We start from the raw sequence: 15644 nt of genomic DNA on the forward strand, positions 1-15644 counted from the left end.
CCAAGGTACGACAAGCCATCCCTACCATGCCCCTCCCCTTGCGGACGGTCTGCCTGCTAGGTCATTTCGAGCGGACAATGCAGTGCTTAATTGCATGGTTACGTGCTAGGATAAAAAAGCGTTCCGTGTTCTTTCCTTCGAAAATTGCAATGCGATAAACAGTGCAGATGCGCACGTAACTTTTGTTGGTGTACGCAAATTAGCGCAATGCAACTCCGAGTCAGCGCCATAAGCACAAGGGCTGAAAATCCATGCAAACGTCTGTAATGAATCCCAAGAATCTTCTCGTCGCGACGAAATTTTCGCCGCCGCGCATCAATGCCCGCCATATTCCGCGTACCCGCCTGCTTGCCCGCTTGCGTGAGGCACAGCATTACACTGCTGCCTTTATCACTGGAGGTGCCGGCTTCGGAAAAACCATTTTGCTCGCGCAATGGCGGCAAGAACTCATGCGGGCGGGCATCGAAGTCGCGTGGCTGTCGCTAAGCCACGACGACAAGCAGTTCCCAAGTTTCTGCTCCTACCTGCTAGCTGCCTTGCAGCGTCTTGGCATCGACGGCGAAGGCGACATGCTGCATACGGGAGGCAGCGCCCAGTCGATGGATGCCGTGGTTGCCATCGTGGCCAGCGCTGCGGAAAAAAACGGCAAGGAGCTCTATCTTCTGATCGATGACTACCAGCATGTCGAGGCCCCGTCCTCGCACAAGTTGATGCAAAAACTGCTCGATCATTGTCCTGCCAACCTGCATATCGTTATTTCCTCGCGTACCACGCCGCCGCTCAGCCTTGGTCGCCTGCGCATGCAGGGACAAGTCGAAGAAATCGAATTCGCGGAATTGCCTTTCGAATTGGAAGAAACGCGCGCATTCTTTGAACAAAACCTCAGCACGCTGAAGCTGACTGCGGACGAGGTGCGATTGATCCACGACCTGACCAATGGCTGGCCGGCCAGCCTTCAGCCGATCGCCACCATGTTGCGGATCCGTCCGGCGAAACGTTCAAAGCTGCGCTCTCTCCTGTGGAAATCAACGGACCTGCAATCGTACCTGGCCGAGGACGTCGTTGCTTACCTGCCACCGGAACTGGTCGAATTCATGGAGCAGATCTCGATCTTCCGTCGCTTCAATGCAGACCTCGCGGAATTCGTCACGGAGAATGCGCACGCCGCCGAACTGATCAAGCGTGCAGAGGACGAGAACCTTCTGATATACCGCGTCGATTCCGACGATAGCACGCCGTGGTATCGCTTCCATCCGCTGTTCGGCGAATTTCTTGCACAACGCTTATCCCAACGAGGACAAGCCGCGGTCGACGCTATCCACCGGCGTGCCAGCCAGTGGTTTGCGGAGCACGATCTTCTTGTCGAATCCATTCGCCACGCCAATTTGGGCGGCGATCTTGATTATGCGGCCAATGCCATGGAACAAGCCGCCTCGGGAACCTGGGGCTTCGCGTATATCAGCCCCATGCTGCATCTGCTCGACCGCTTGCCGCAGGAGACATTGTTTTCCCATCCCAAACTCTTTTTTCTTGGATGCCTGACTTACGCGTTTACCGGTAGAGCCGATACGGCGGAACGATGGCTCGAGCAGATTCGGAAAACGGACGCGGCAAAAAATCCGGCCATTTCCTCCAAATTCGCCTTGATGGATGCTGCAATCGCGGTGCAACGCGAGGACATGGAGCGGGTGATTGATTTGCTCGAACCCGCCCACAAGGTGCCGCTCGAAAATCAGACCATGCGCTACGCCAGTCTGGCGGGACTCGCGACAGCATACCTATCGCTTGGCCGCTATGAAGATGCGTGCAAGCTTTACGACGACAATCCGATCAATCCCGAAAATCGCGAAAACGATATGGCATTGGTCTTCGCAAGCGTTCGCGCGCAGATGTGTTTGACGGAAGGGAATGTCAAGGAAGCCGAACGCATCGGCTCAAGCATTCTCGCCCGTTCGGAAGAAACGTTTGGACGCGTGTCAGTCCCTGCGAACATCTGCGCCGCCGCAGTCTGCGATGCGTACTATGAGCTTGATCGAATCGACGACGCACTCGAAGTCCTTGCCAATCGCACGGGCACTCTTCGGTCTTCAAACCCGGATGTGATGGGACGCGCCTCGATCTGCCGCGCACGGATTGACGTCTTGCAGGGGGCGCCAAAGGCGGCCTTCGCTTTCCTGGAAACGCAGGCAGCCCATTTCAATATTCTCGGCCTGGATCGTCCCATGGCGTATATGTTCGCCGAGCAGGTGAAGATTCTTCTTGCGATGGGCGACCATATCCTCGCCGCCGAGCGGGTGGCGAAACTCAATGCGCTTAGTTCCATTTATCGCGACGCGACCGGTTTTCTTGCCGAGATACCTGCCATTGCGGCGTTTGCGCGCGCACGGCTCGCCCTCGTTGACTGCAATCCCAAGGAAGCGCTGGAGGCGCTGTCCGAAGCGCGTCGTTTTGCCGAAAAGTACGGGCGCGGCAGAACCATGGTCAGCGCGAATCTGCTCACGGCAATCGCGCACGACAGCCTCAAGCAAGATGAAGAGACAAGCAGGTGCCTGGTTCAAGCCTTGCAAACGGGAGCAAGGCTTGGTCTTGTCCGGACCATTCTCGATGAGTGGGAACACGTTGGAGATTTGCTCGCGGGCCTCCGGGATGCAGCAAGCCTGGATCGCCCGGTTGCGCGATATCTAACTGAACTGCTGGAAAGAACTGCCCATACCAGCTTGTCGCAGGATGCAGCACCTGCGGCTCGCGGCAACCTTGACATTCAGCGAGGAACGTTGACACCGCGCGAATTGGAAATCCTTGGCCTGATGGCGCAAGCGATGTCAAACAAGCGCATCGCGCTGACGCTTAACATCACCTTTGGAACGGTGAAATGGAATGTGAAGAATATTCTGGCAAAACTGGGCGTATCGAGCCGGTACGATGCAATTGCCGTGGCCCGGCAGCGGGGATTTCTCAAATAGTAGCTCGCGCGGCCCCCTGCAAGCATGCCGTGCGACGATCAGCGTAGCCGGTTGGCCACCACGCTAGCCGGTGACGTAGTTCGATCCCGGGATGCAGAACAGATAGATGGAACCGGCTGCTTCTTCCAGCCTGCCTTGGCAGCCCCATTCCTTGGCCAGCGTTTGTGTCGCGATCCATGTACGGCGAAACCAAAGCCATAGGCTTCGCCGAGATCGAATCCCAATGCATCGTTACAGGTTGCGCGCAATGATCACTTTTTGAATGTGGCTTGTGCCTTCATAAATCTTGGTCACACGCACATCACGGCAATACCGCTCGACCGGGAAGTCGTTCAGATAACCGTAGCCGCCGTGGATTTGCAAGGCATCGGAGCACACCTTTTCCGCCATCTCGCTGGCGAACAGCTTGGCCATCGACGCTTCCTTTGCGCAGGGTACGCCCGCTGCATGAAGACGTGCCGCATGCAACACGAATTGGTGCGCGACCTCAACTTGCGTTGCCATGTCGGCCAAGTCGAAAGCGACACCTTGCAGTTTGATGATCGGAGCGCCATAAGCTTCACGCTCCTTGGCGTACTGCACCGCCGCTTCCAGTGCTGCCCGAGCCGCGCCGACTGCCACGGCAGCGATGCCGATGCGACCTTCGGACAGCGTGGCCAACAGGCGCGCATAGGCAGTGCCCTCTTCGCCGATGATGTTCTCGACAGGTACGCGGCAGTTGTCCAGCTGGATCGCCGCAACATGGGCGGAACGCTGGCCCATCTTGTTCTCGACGCGCGTCACGTTATAGCCGGGCGTGCGCGGATCGATGATGATCATGCTGGCGCCCTTCTTGCCTTCGGGCGTTTCGGTGTGCGCGGCGATAGCGAAGGCGATGCCGGCTTCGTTGCCGTTAGAAATGAACTGCTTGCTGCCGTTCAGAACATAATGCGATCCTTCGCGGCGTGCAGTGGTGCGGAATGCCCCCGTATCCGAACCTGCCTGCGGTTCGGTCAAAAGGCCCGCGGCAATCGTCTCGCCCGATGTCATGCCGCGCAGATATTGACGCTTTTGCTCTTCGGTTCCGACACGGTGCACCATGTCGGCCATGCCGTTGTGAACATGCAAGATGGTGGCAAAGCCGGCATCCGCATAAGCGAATTCTTCAATGGCCAGGCAGTATTCGACAAAGCTGAGGCCGGAACCGCCAAATTCCTCCGGAACGTGCATGCCGAGAAAACCGAGTTCGGCGGCTGCCCTCAACTCATCGCGCGGCCATGCCGCGGTGCGATCGCGCTCTGCTGCCGTCGCCGCTACCACTTCCCTCGCCACCTTCCTGGCAGCGTCGCGAATCATGACTTCCTGCTCGCTCAGGAAGACTGCTGATGTATCACTCATTTTTCTCCTCTTAATAGACCGGACATTCGATGGAATTACGGGGGTGATATGACTATGTTTCAACAGCCTGCTGAAGCGCGACCTGATCGCCAAGCAACGGGCCAGCACAGGCCTGACGATGCGCCCTTGCCTTCGCCATATCACAACGTCTCAAGCATGAGCCTCGTCATATGGATTTCGCGCCTCCCGTCTTGGGAGGGGGAACGCTAGCTCCTTCGTTGTCGATTTACAAAGGATGAATCGCGTGCGTTGACAAGCGGACGACAGAAAGAGAGTGATGTCAGCGACGAATATCGCCATCCCGGGAAAGAAACACCAAGTCGACGTAACGTGTCCCTGAATGGTCGTTCTTGCTGTAGTTGACACTATAGCCATCGAAGTCGATTCTTCCCATGGTTTCGAGCGTGTGCATGTATCGCTCGCGCGTCAAATCCCGACCGGTGCGGCGCAAGCCTTCGACGAGGAACTTGGCGTAGAGGAATCCCGCCATCGATTCCTCGGAATATTTCAGTCCACGCTGGCGCATCAGCTTCTGGTATTCCATCACCACCCTACTGGTCGCGGAGTACGGATACGGCACAATCTCTGTCGCAACCATGCCAGCACCGTCCTTACCCAAGGCCTTGCCGATGACGTGCAATCCCAATGTGCTAGTGCCAAAATACTGAGCACCGGGCGAACGTCGGTTGTAGGTCTTCACGAAATCGATGGTTTGCCTGCCAGCGGTCAGCAGGAGAACGGCTTTGGGCGCCGACTTGGCGATATACGCGCTCACCTCGTCCGTGTCAGCCCCGTTAGCCTCCAGGCTGCTCTTCGCGGTGATGGCGATCTTGTTCGCCGCAAGCGCTCGTTCGGCGAGCGCCAAACCTTCCTCCCCAAACGCGCCATTCATGTACACGACGCCTACCTTGTCGATGCCTCGGACAGCCATGTGCTCGGCAAGCTTATTGACCTCGTCCGCCATGCCGCACATGACATGAAAGACATACCGGTTGAAGGGCTTGCGTAATGCCTCCGAGGAACTTAGCGGTGCGATACTTGGGATCCCCGCGTCGGCCAGCAAGGGCATGATCGCCATATTGGCTGCTGCGCCGGCGACACCGAACAGGGCAAAGACCTTGTCCTTCTCGATCAAGCGCTTGACGTTGGCGACAGCGCGTCCGGGATCGTAGGCGTCGTCGAGCTCGAGCAGGACTATCTTGCGATCATTCACACCTCCCTGCATGTTGATATGGTCCAAATAGACGCCAACGCCGGTGAATACCTCATTCGCAATGGATGTTATCGGGCCGGACATCGGACGCGAAGTTCCCAGCAACACTTGATCGGATGTCACGCCCTGGGCAAACGCGCCCAAATGAAAACCAGTAGCCAGGACGAGCACAGCCAAGTAACGCCAAACCCCTGTCATTCCCATTCGTTCCTCCAATTTCCCATTGTGTTTGAAAACGCGAATAAGAAAAACTTTGCCTTCTCGATTGCCATCAACCGCACGAGGGCTGTCCTTGCCAGATGCGCTCCCGGTGATCGACGCACAACAATAACCATATGACAACGATGTCTCCACCTCTCCATTTGGGAGGGAAGGCGACGCGCCGGCTGATGTGAAATTCCCAACGACCACGGTGGAAACCTTGCCAGCCAGACCACTGCGACTCCCACACCCTAACCCTCCCATATCCATACCCCCCCGGAAGGTGGGGAGTCGCCGCTGTTTTGCCGCGGTACATTTACACTCTTCGCCGAAGCGGCCGCTCTGATTGGGGTTATATCCCTTGCTGGGGTTATCTCCCTTGCGCGTTTCGCTTGGTGACACCATGCCGGCAACGACCGGCTCAATCAGTTTGTGGAGAGCATGGGAATGAAAGTACTCGTACCGGTCAAACGCGTGTTGGACTTCAACGTAAAGGCGCGCGTGAAATCCGATGGCAGCGGCGTCGAGCTGGGCAATGCCAAGATGTCGATGAACCCGTTTGATGAGATCGCCGTGGAAGAAGCCGTGCGGCTGAAGGAAGCCGGCGTTGCCACCGAAGTGGTGGTCGTGTCGTGCGGCGTCAACGCCTGCCAGGAAACCCTGCGCACGGCGCTGGCAATCGGTGCCGACCGCGCAATCCTGGTGGAGTCGGATGCCGAGTTGCAGCCACTGGCCGTGGCCAAGCTATTGAAAGCCATCGCCGACAAGGAACAACCTGCCCTCGTCATCGCCGGCAAGCAAGCCATTGACGACGATGCCAACCAGGTTGGCCAGATGCTGGCCGGCTTGATGCGCCGCCCGCAAGCAACCTTCGCCAGCAAGATTGAAGTCGCCGCCGACAAGGCCAGCGCGACCGTCACGCGCGAAATCGACGGTGGTCTCGAAACCCTATCGATCCAACTGCCTGCGGTGGTCACGAGCGACCTGCGCCTGAACGAACCGCGCTATGTGACTCTACCGAACATCATGAAGGCGAAGAAGAAGCCGCTGGACGTGGTCAAGGCGGTCGATCTGGGTGTCGATATCGCAGCGCGCCTGAAGACCTTGAAAGTCAGCGAACCGCCACAGCGCAGTGCCGGCATTGTCGTGCCGGACGTGAAGACGCTGGTGGAAAAACTAAAGAACACGGCCAAGGTGCTGTAAGCGACCCGGAGAAGATGACATGACGACCCTCGTAATTGCTGAACACGACAATCAACAACTGAAGGTGGCGACGCTGAATACGGTAACCGCAGCAACACGCTGCGGCGGCGAAGTCCACGTGCTGGTCGCCGGTGCCAATTGTGCTGCCGTGGCCCAAGCCGCATCGAAGATTGCGGGCGTAGCCAAGGTGCTGTGCGCCGATGCGCCGCATCTGGGCAATGGGCTTGCGGAGAATGTCGCCGAACAAGTCCTGGCACTGGCCGGCAACTACAGCCATATCCTGGCGCCGGCAACTGCCTCCGGCAAGAACGTGCAGCCACGCGTGGCGGCCGCACTGGACGTGGCGCAGATTTCCGATATCACGCGCGTGGATGCCCCCGACACATTCGAACGTCCGATCTATGCCGGCAATGTCTTGGCGGTAGTGCAGTCGTCCGACATCGTGAAGGTGATCACGGTGCGCGGCACGGGCTTTGACACTGCCGATGCCACCAGCGGTGCGGCCACAGTTGAACAAGTTACGCCGGCCGCCGATGTTGGCCTCTCGCAATTCGTGTCCCGCGAAGTGACGAAATCGGATCGTCCGGAACTGACTGCCGCCAAGATCATCGTTTCCGGCGGACGCGGTGTCGGTTCAGGCGAGAACTTCACCATGGTGCTGGAGCCCTTGGCTGACAAGTTGGGCGCGGCACTCGGTGCGTCGCGCGCTGCCGTCGACGCGGGCTTTGTGCCGAACGATTATCAGGTCGGACAGACCGGCAAGGTGGTGGCACCCCAACTGTATATCGCCACCGGCATCTCCGGCGCGATTCAGCATTTGGCCGGCATGAAGGACTCGAAAGTGATCGTCGCGATCAACAAGGATCCCGAAGCACCGATCTTCTCGGTCGCGGACTATGGAATTGTGGGGAACCTCTTCACGTTAGTACCGGAACTCGTGGCTGAACTGGGGTAAGGCTGGGGTAGTGTTGGGGAAAGACCGGCGGCGGGTGCAACACAAGCGTGCCCGCCGACCGGCCGGTCTGGCTCTTTCAGAGGAGCCGCCCGGATTTTCAATTCGAACTGAAGAGAGCTTCAATGCTGACAGAGCAAAAGCCGACCAAGGAACAGGTTCGGCGGTACATGGAACAGCGCAAGGCCGAGCACACACCGCCTCCATCCCTGGAAGAGATTCGAAAGCGTCTTGATTGGATATATCAAAAGGACTCCAAGTGAGCCAATATCAGCCTCCTTTGAGCGACATCCGCTTCTTGCTGGACAATGTCTTCCCGCTCGCCACCCATGTGCGTGATTGCAACATGGATCTGGAGCTCGATACCGCGCTGGCAGTGGTCGAAGAAGCGGGCAAGCTGGCCGCTGATTGCCTCGATCCGATCAATCGCAGCGGCGATATGGAACACGCACAGTGGGTCGATTCGCAAGTCGCGACACCTTCCGGCTTCAAGGACGCCTACCGCGCTTTCTGTGAAGGAGGCTGGAACGGCCTGAAGTTCCCCGCTCCCTATGGCGGGCAGGAACTGCCCAAAGTGGTAGCCACTTTGGTAGAAGAGATGTGGTTTGCCACCAATCTGAGCTTTGCGATGTGCCCGTCATTGACGAATGGCGCCATCGAGGCATTGCTGATCGCGGGAAGCGAAGAACTCAAAGCGCGCTATCTCCCCAAGCTCGTGAGCGGTGAGTGGAGCGGCACGATGAACTTGACAGAACCGCAGGCCGGCTCTGATTTAGCCGCCATCAAGACCAAAGCGATGCCGCAAGCGGACGGCACCTATCGTCTCTTCGGCCAAAAGATTTTCATTTCCTTTGGCGAACATGATTTGACGGACAACATCATCCATCTGGTGTTGGCCCGCACGCCTGACGCGCCACCGGGGGTCAAGGGAATTTCGCTGTTCGTTGCGCCGAAGTTTTTGGTCAATGCAGACGGCTCGCCCGGTTCGCGCAACGATGTGCGCTGCGGATCCATCGAGCACAAGATGGGCATTCGCGCCAGTCCGACCGCAGTCATGTTGTATGGGGAAACCGATGGCGCAGTCGGGCATCTTGTTGGCGAGGAAAACCGCGGCATCGAATACATGTTCATCATGATGAACGATGCGCGCTTCGCGGTCGGTTTGCAGGGCTTGGCAATTTCAGAGCGTGCCTACCAGCACGCGTTGTCGTACGCGGAAGAGCGGGTGCAGGGCAAGCCCGTCAACGAAGATGGCAGTCTTGGCACCACCATCCTGCGCCATCCCGATGTACGCCGCTTGCTCCTGTCAATGAAGAGCCACATCGAAGCCATGCGCAGCCTGGCCATGTATGTCGCGATGCAGAAGGATATCGCGCACAGCGCTCTCTCTGCCGAAGCCCGCCGCGCGGCGCAGGAGCGGATCGAGTTGCTCACCCCGGTCATGAAAGGCTGGCTCACGGAAACGGCCCAATGCGTCACCTATGACGCGCTGCAGGTCTTTGGCGGGATGGGCTTTATCGAAGAAACCGGTGCAGCACAATACTATCGGGACGCACGCATCATCACGATCTATGAAGGTACCACGGCCATCCAGGCCAATGACATCGTGGGACGCAAAACGATTCGTGACAAAGGAGCGGCCGCATCTTCTCTGCTCGATGAAATCCTGGAAACCAGTCGCAAGTTGCAGTTGCTCGGAAGGCCGTCGGCTTCGCGCTTGGCAGATCGCCTCGTCAGCGGCTGCGCCTCTTTGCGCACTGCCATCAAATGGTTACTTGACGAGAACACCAAGAACCCGCGTGCGGTATACGCAAGCGCCGTGCCGTATCTCGAACTGTGGGGCGTTGTCTGTGGTGGCTGGATGCATGGCTTGCGACTCGTCGGCATCAACAAGGGCAAGATGCAGTCAGACGAGATAGCAGCGCGAGAAGCTTCGGCGGAATTCTTCAGCGAGCATGTGCTAGTGGGCGCCACGGCACTGGAAACGACGATTCTGCACGGTGCGAGCGCAGCGGTGGATTATCCCGATACGCAGTGGCGACGGTGATCGGTGTACGAGAGGGCGTATCGCCAGCCAAGGCGGGGTTCTGTCGCATTGAGCTGCATGACTGTCGGCATCGAGGTACAGTCAGGATAAAACTGCTCTAGCGGTTGGGATGAACTAGTACCCGCCCGTTAGGAAACCTGCGAGCCCTGCCGATGGTCGCGGACCCATTCGAGGAAGGCCGGCCCGTCGAGCGGCGGGGACAGCAGATAGCCCTGCAAGGCCCAGCAGTTCATGGCTTCAAGCGTATTTCGTTGAAGCTCGGTTTCCACGCCTTCCGCCACCACATCCAGCCCCATGTACCGGCTTATCTCTATGATCGTCCGGATCATGTGCAGGTCGCGTCCATCCGCACCGAGGTTGCGCACGAACGCTTGGTCGATCTTCAATTCCTGCACAGGCAGCCGACGCAGGTAGGACAGGGACGAGTAGCCGGTGCCGAAATCGTCAATGCTGAAACGGACGCCGAATGCATGCAAGGAGTTGATCTTTTCGATTGCGTCTTCCATGTCGCCGATAAACGCACTTTCGGTAATCTCAAGCGTCAGCCGGGATGGATTGATACCGGTATCCAGAACCTGGCGCCTGACACTCTGTTCATAATCCGTTTGCATGAACTGGCTGGCGCTGACATTGACCGATACATGCCCCGTAAATTCGGGGACGACGCGGTTGAAGGTGGCGATGTACTCGCATGCCTGCTTCAGAACCCACTCCCCGATCGGCCGGATCAGGCCGCAACGCTCAGCCAGCGGTACAAAGACGGCCGGCGGGATAAAGCGGCCCTGCTCGTCTTTCCAACGCAGCAACACCTCGGCGCCGACCACCTCGCCCGATGCCGCTACCTGCGGCTGAAAGTACACGGCGAATTCGCTGTTCTGTTGCGCCTGTTGCAGGGCTCTTTCCATGCGCATCCGCGCGGTCATCTCTACCTGCATGCTCATGTCATACATCTGTACTTCTCCAGGGCCGGCACGTTTGGCATGCTGTAGCGCGAGGTCGGCACGCCGCAAGATATCCACCTCGGTGTCGCTCGCGACAGGGAAAATCACGATGCCGATGCCGACCGTGATCTCGACGATATCCGCGTTCAGCACAAAGGGAATCGCCAGTGAGCGCATGACACCGGCCGCCGCTTGCCGTGCCCCTTTGGCCGCGTAGTCATGCTCCTGACCGAGTTTTGGCATGAGCAAGGCAAAGTCGTCGCTTCCAAGGCGGATGGCGATGCTGTCGTGACACGCAGCACTCAGGCGGAACGCCACCTCCTTCAGAATCCGATCGCCGATCCGGTGGCCGAGCGTGTCGTTAATGGTCTTGAAATTGTCCAGGCCGATTTGCAACAGCGCGCCTTTCACGTCGCTTCCGTTGTTCCGTCTGGACAGCAAGACTGCCAGACGCTCTTCGAGGTCGGCACGATTCGGTAGGCCGGTCAGGTAGTCGCGGAATGCGAGGGAATGGATGTGACGGTTGCGGTCGCGCAACTCGAGGCCAAGTCCGATGGTCATCAACAGAACCAGGCCGAGAAAGGAGAACCCGGTGAAGTAGAAGATGCGCAGGATACCCAGGTCGACCAGGACGCCGATGATGAGCACCACGACCATGAGCCCAAGCGAAGCGCCGAGAAAACCCGCAGTTCGCCGGTCACCGCGCCGGTAGACGCCGGCTGCCGTGTACAGCCCCCACGTCAGGACAAGCCCGGCATACAGGCGGACTATGGCACTCGTAACCGTCATCTTCTGGCCGGCGATCATGCCCGGCAGCCTTAGTACATCGTCGAGCGCCGGTTCGAGAACGCCCTGGCCGAACAGCGTCATGGCACTCACCGCGATCAGAACTGCGAGCCATTTCGTGTAACGCCTCCCCTGCCCTGGATGTGCGTACTGCACGATGAACCAGAATAGCGCGGGAATCAGCGACAGGCTCTGCAGCGGACGCCAGTGGACGACCTCGCGCGCGTCCTGCATTGTTGCCTGTGTGTAATACAGGTACTCGGACAGGGGAAAGGTGGATGCAAGCAGGCACAGGATGCCAAAGCTCAGGTATAACTGCCGCCGATGGCCGACCGCTGCAAGAATGAATGCTTGAATCGATGTAAAGACAACGAACCCGCTACACAAGAGGAGTGCAATCAAGGTCACGTTGGTCGGGGTCGCACTCATGTCAGGCAACGGCCGCGGGTGCACTGTTCATCGTTCAAGTATAGACATTGCAAACAAACCTGTATTGGAAGCCAGCTTTGTTGCACCACTGATATACGCGGATACGCGGCTAAGCGAAGCGCGGACGTGAGTAGTAGAGATGCAGCCGTGATTTTTTAAGCGCACCTATATGAAGCGGTTAGGTATTCTTGCCGAGTGGTACTCATGGGCCAAGTCGTTTTAATTTCGCTTCGGAACTTTAATTCACATATAGAGTTGGCGACAATGATGTTGAAAGGCAGCTGATTGATCACACTCAATTATTAAAAAAATGGCAATAGTAGAGTGTGAGAAATTCAATCGATGGAGCCCGCTTTGAACTCATCTTGTCCCCAACGCGTTTCCGGATTGCTCATTTTGCTCATCAGCAGCCTGAGCGGATGCGGCGGCGGAAGCGAACCATCCTCAGGACAGAAAGCATCTTCCTCCGCGCAGGCGCCCGAAACTTATGTCGAAAGCTGGACCAAGTGCGCGGACGAATACGGTACCTGCGTTGTGCCTGAGACGACACAGGTGCGTTACGGCCTCAACGGCACCTATGCAACGCGTCAGGTCAGTGGTTCAATCGCTTGCAGCAACGAGGTGTTTGGCGACCCCTTACCCGGTGCGGACAAGATCTGCGAGTATCGGAGCCTGACTCCTGTGCCAGCTCCAAGTCCGACACCGACACCGACTCCAACGCCTGCCCCCACGCCGACTCCGACTCCGACTCCGACTCCGACTCCGACTCCGACTCCAACGCCGACCCCGACGCCGACACCCACTCCGTCGCCTGCGCCTACGGTCTGGACCAAATGCGCCGATGAGTACGGCACCTGCACCGTTCCGGGAACAAGGCAGGTGCGCTACGGTTTGAACGGAAGCTATGCGGTGCGCACGGCAACCGGCTCAATCGCCTGTACCAACGACGTATTCGGCGACCCCTTGCCGGGAGCGGACAAGATCTGCGAATACGCTTCGTCGACTCCAACCCCTTCACCGACACCCACACCGACACCAACACCAACGCCAACACCAACGCCGACACCGACACCAACACCGACTCCTACGCCAACGCCGTCACCGGCAATTCCTGCGCCAGTCCCGTCATCGACGCCGATGACGATGTCTTGCGTCGGCGGCGCCAGTGTCCAATGCAGCGGCCCCAGCGTGATCAGGATCGACAACGGTATCGCGCTTTCCAGATCCGGCGTGCAAGTCTACGGAAAATCGACAAACGATCTCGTCAAGCCGATAGCCAATCCCTCGACGGCTTTCGGGCTTGCGCCGGCTTCCGGCGGCGTGGCGGAGATTCGCGTGACCAAGGCCGGCAACGGCACGATATCATCACCGGCCATCTTGCTGAGCAACCTCGGTATTTCATGGGATGGCAAAGTCGAACGGCCTCTGATCATCGAGACCTTCCGTACGACACAAGGCCGTGTTCAGCGCGACGCCAACGGTGCGCTTGTGTTTGGATCGCTGCCGGCCAGTTCCAACCTCGCCTTCTACGATTTCGGCACTAAAGGCTCTGCCGGCACGCAGGGCAACTACGCCAACAACCGCTATTTCCCGCGTAGCGGCAATCCGTCACGCTGCGCTCCCGACATGAATCCGTGTCCGACTACGGAAACCAGCGGCATACAGTTCCATGCCGGCACCTGGCGCACCAGCGGTATCAATCCCGATATCACCACGGCCAGTCGCCTGCATGGCGACGGCGACGTGCACGCGGGCGATGGTCCGCCGGATGCCAATGGCAACCCGACAATACTGCCGGGCGGGAATGGTATTGGTGTGCCCTTCCCCGGTTCCAAGGGATACCGTCACTTTTCCAACTGGGGCTACCAGTATGGCAACCTCGGCGCATGGCTAACCCAGGATACGGTGGACATCGTCGAATGGACCGGCGGCGCGGGCACCGATGAACATAACCAAAGTCGCAGCGGCATGGTCGCCTATGGCAATGTGACCGATCCAGCCACCGTGCCAGGCACGGGGACGGCCAGTTATTACGGCTTTGCCTATGGCTGGTATGTACCAAATGGTAGTTCGGAAGCATCGTTCTACTACGGCACTGCCACGATGAGCGTCAATTTCAGTAACCGTCAGGTCACGATATCGATTCAGAATACCCAGACCTACGACGCCGCAGCGACGCCAGTACCGGCAACCATCAACGCCATGACCTACATGGGTGCGAGCAGCAGCAATGTCGCTGGTTACCTGACCGGCGCAACGAACAATGGCATATTGAGCGGAGGCGTGAGCGGGCGTTATTTCGGACCGGTTGTGTCCGGCGGCTTGAGCGGTCCCAGCCCGGCCGAACTCGGCGGCGCGTATACGCTGTCAAGTTCGGGGAGCGGAGCAACGGTCGTGGGCGGTTTCCTTGCACGCAGGCAGTAGCCGCTAAGAGAGTCCTTAGTCTAGCGTGACACCGGTTTGCTTGACGATCTTGGACCAGCGCGCCAGTTCCGATTTCACATAGGCGCCATATTCGGCCGGCGTGGAGCCGAGTGGAATCGCGCCTTGCGCCGCAAGCTTTTTCTGCACGTCGGGATTTTGCAAAGCCTTGGACATCTCTTCATTGAGGCGCTTGATGACAGGCTCGGGAGTTTTCGCCGGCACCATCAATCCTTGCCAGGCGCTGACCTCCAGACCTGGAAAGCCGGCCTCGGCGAGCGTAGGTACATCCGGAAACAGTTCAATACGCTTTGGCGTGGTGACCGCAAGCAGGCGCATACGCTTGTCGCGCACGAAACTGGCGACCGAATTAACGGTGTCGGTCATGAACTGGATCTGGCCGCTGACGAGGTCGGCGTCGGCCGGCGCGCTGCCCTTGTAGGGAACGTGCATCGCGTCGATGCCATTGGCTTGCAGAAGCTGGTATGCGCCGAGATGCGTGATGTTGCCACTGCCTGCGGAGCCATAGGACAGCTTACCCGGATTCGTCTTGGCGTAGGCAATGAATTCCTTGGCGTTGTTGACCGGCAGCGAAGGATGGACCACCAGGCCGAGCGGCACGGTAGCGCTCAGCCCCACCGGCGCCAGATCACGCTGGACGTCATAGGTCAGGCTTTTATACAGCGACGGACTCAGCACGATCGATGAAGTGTTATACAGCACCGTATAGCCATCGGGCTGCGCCTTTGCTACCAGGGCCGAGCCGATATTGCCGTTTGCTCCGCCACGATTGTCAACGATGATTTGCTGACCCATTTGCTCCCCCATCTTTTGCGCGAGTACGCGCGCCACAAGATCGGTGGGCCCGCCTGGCGGGAACGGCACGATCAGCGTGATCGGCTTGCTGGGATAGGCCGTCTGCGCCTGGACCAGCGGTGCGACCAATGTTGCCAGGCCTATCGTCGCAGCGATGCAGGCTTGCGCGAAACGCGAGCGAAACGGATGTAATACCAATCCCATGCCATAACGCGCCATGACATGGGATTGGTATAAGCGAAATGATTTCATGCGAAGTCTCCTTTGATTAATATGTGTGGCCTTGTGAGGCGAT

Annotated in this window: 10 protein-coding genes; 5 read left to right on the forward strand and 5 right to left on the reverse strand. The window is 58.4% G+C overall.

Going from position 1 to position 15644, the window contains the following annotated elements; all coding sequences use genetic code 11:
- Nucleotides 1-251: 251 nt before the first annotated feature.
- Entirely contained in the window at nucleotides 252-2963 is a 2712-nt protein-coding gene (locus tag D3871_RS24740) for a winged helix-turn-helix domain-containing protein (protein ID WP_233575804.1), read from the forward strand.
- Between the two features lie 231 nt (nucleotides 2964-3194).
- Here the strand turns inward: D3871_RS24740 and D3871_RS24745 are convergent, their stop codons facing one another.
- Both D3871_RS24745 and D3871_RS24750 read right to left on the reverse strand, forming a co-directional pair.
- A complete protein-coding gene (locus tag D3871_RS24745; RefSeq protein ID WP_119771785.1) occupies nucleotides 3195-4340 on the reverse strand; it encodes an acyl-CoA dehydrogenase family protein in 1146 nt (381 codons plus the stop codon).
- A gap of 280 nt (nucleotides 4341-4620) precedes the next feature.
- On the reverse strand, nucleotides 4621-5724 hold the full coding sequence (locus D3871_RS24750; protein WP_233575895.1) for an ABC transporter substrate-binding protein: 1104 nt from the start codon (nucleotides 5722-5724) through the stop codon (nucleotides 4621-4623).
- A 477-nt stretch (nucleotides 5725-6201) separates the two neighbouring features.
- Here D3871_RS24750 and D3871_RS24755 point away from each other — a divergent pair, with 477 nt between their 5' ends.
- The 3 genes from D3871_RS24755 to D3871_RS24770 all read left to right on the forward strand — a co-directional run bounded on the left by D3871_RS24755 (nucleotide 6202) and on the right by D3871_RS24770 (nucleotide 9956).
- Nucleotides 6202-6957 (forward strand): electron transfer flavoprotein subunit beta/FixA family protein, encoded by a 756-nt coding sequence (locus D3871_RS24755; protein WP_119771787.1) that lies wholly within the window; start codon nucleotides 6202-6204, stop codon nucleotides 6955-6957.
- A gap of 19 nt (nucleotides 6958-6976) precedes the next feature.
- Nucleotides 6977-7912: an electron transfer flavoprotein subunit alpha/FixB family protein gene (locus D3871_RS24760; protein ID WP_119771788.1), complete on the forward strand. Its 936-nt coding sequence runs from the start codon at nucleotides 6977-6979 to the stop codon at nucleotides 7910-7912.
- A 256-nt stretch (nucleotides 7913-8168) separates the two neighbouring features.
- Nucleotides 8169-9956, forward strand: coding sequence for an acyl-CoA dehydrogenase family protein (locus D3871_RS24770; protein ID WP_119771790.1), 1788 nt, complete (start codon nucleotides 8169-8171; stop codon nucleotides 9954-9956).
- Between the two features lie 128 nt (nucleotides 9957-10084).
- On the opposite strand, the gene D3871_RS24775 is transcribed toward D3871_RS24770, so the two are convergent.
- Entirely contained in the window at nucleotides 10085-12112 is a 2028-nt protein-coding gene (locus D3871_RS24775) for a putative bifunctional diguanylate cyclase/phosphodiesterase (RefSeq protein WP_119771791.1), read from the reverse strand.
- Nucleotides 12113-13014: 902 nt separating this feature from the next.
- Nucleotides 13015-13317: a hypothetical protein gene (locus D3871_RS30580; protein ID WP_199724917.1), complete on the reverse strand. Its 303-nt coding sequence runs from the start codon at nucleotides 13315-13317 to the stop codon at nucleotides 13015-13017.
- Between D3871_RS30580 and D3871_RS30585 the strand changes: the two genes are divergently transcribed.
- Entirely contained in the window at nucleotides 13301-14536 is a 1236-nt protein-coding gene (locus D3871_RS30585) for a transferrin-binding protein-like solute binding protein (protein ID WP_199724918.1), read from the forward strand. The two genes, D3871_RS30580 and D3871_RS30585, sit on opposite strands and share 17 nt — an antisense overlap.
- A gap of 15 nt (nucleotides 14537-14551) precedes the next feature.
- Here the strand turns inward: D3871_RS30585 and D3871_RS24785 are convergent, their stop codons facing one another.
- Nucleotides 14552-15553 carry a Bug family tripartite tricarboxylate transporter substrate binding protein gene (locus D3871_RS24785; RefSeq protein ID WP_119772749.1) on the reverse strand — a complete coding sequence of 334 codons (1002 nt, stop codon included), beginning with the start codon at nucleotides 15551-15553 and terminating at the stop codon, nucleotides 14552-14554.
- Nucleotides 15554-15644: the final 91 nt, after the last annotated feature.

The sequence above is a fragment of the Noviherbaspirillum saxi genome (assembly GCF_003591035.1).
GTDB lineage: Bacteria > Pseudomonadota > Gammaproteobacteria > Burkholderiales > Burkholderiaceae_D > Noviherbaspirillum > Noviherbaspirillum saxi.

Coding starts and splice junctions, on each gene's coding strand:
- D3871_RS24785 (WP_119772749.1), bottom strand. CDS start 15,553: ATGGGATTGGTATTACATCCGTTTCGCTCGCGTTTCGCGCAAGCCTGC.
- D3871_RS24745 (WP_119771785.1), bottom strand. CDS start 4,340: ATGAGTGATACATCAGCAGTCTTCCTGAGCGAGCAGGAAGTCATGATT.
- D3871_RS24775 (WP_119771791.1), bottom strand. CDS start 12,112: ATGAGTGCGACCCCGACCAACGTGACCTTGATTGCACTCCTCTTGTGT.
- D3871_RS24740 (WP_233575804.1), top strand. CDS start 252: ATGCAAACGTCTGTAATGAATCCCAAGAATCTTCTCGTCGCGACGAAA.
- D3871_RS24760 (WP_119771788.1), top strand. CDS start 6,977: ATGACGACCCTCGTAATTGCTGAACACGACAATCAACAACTGAAGGTG.
- D3871_RS24755 (WP_119771787.1), top strand. CDS start 6,202: ATGAAAGTACTCGTACCGGTCAAACGCGTGTTGGACTTCAACGTAAAG.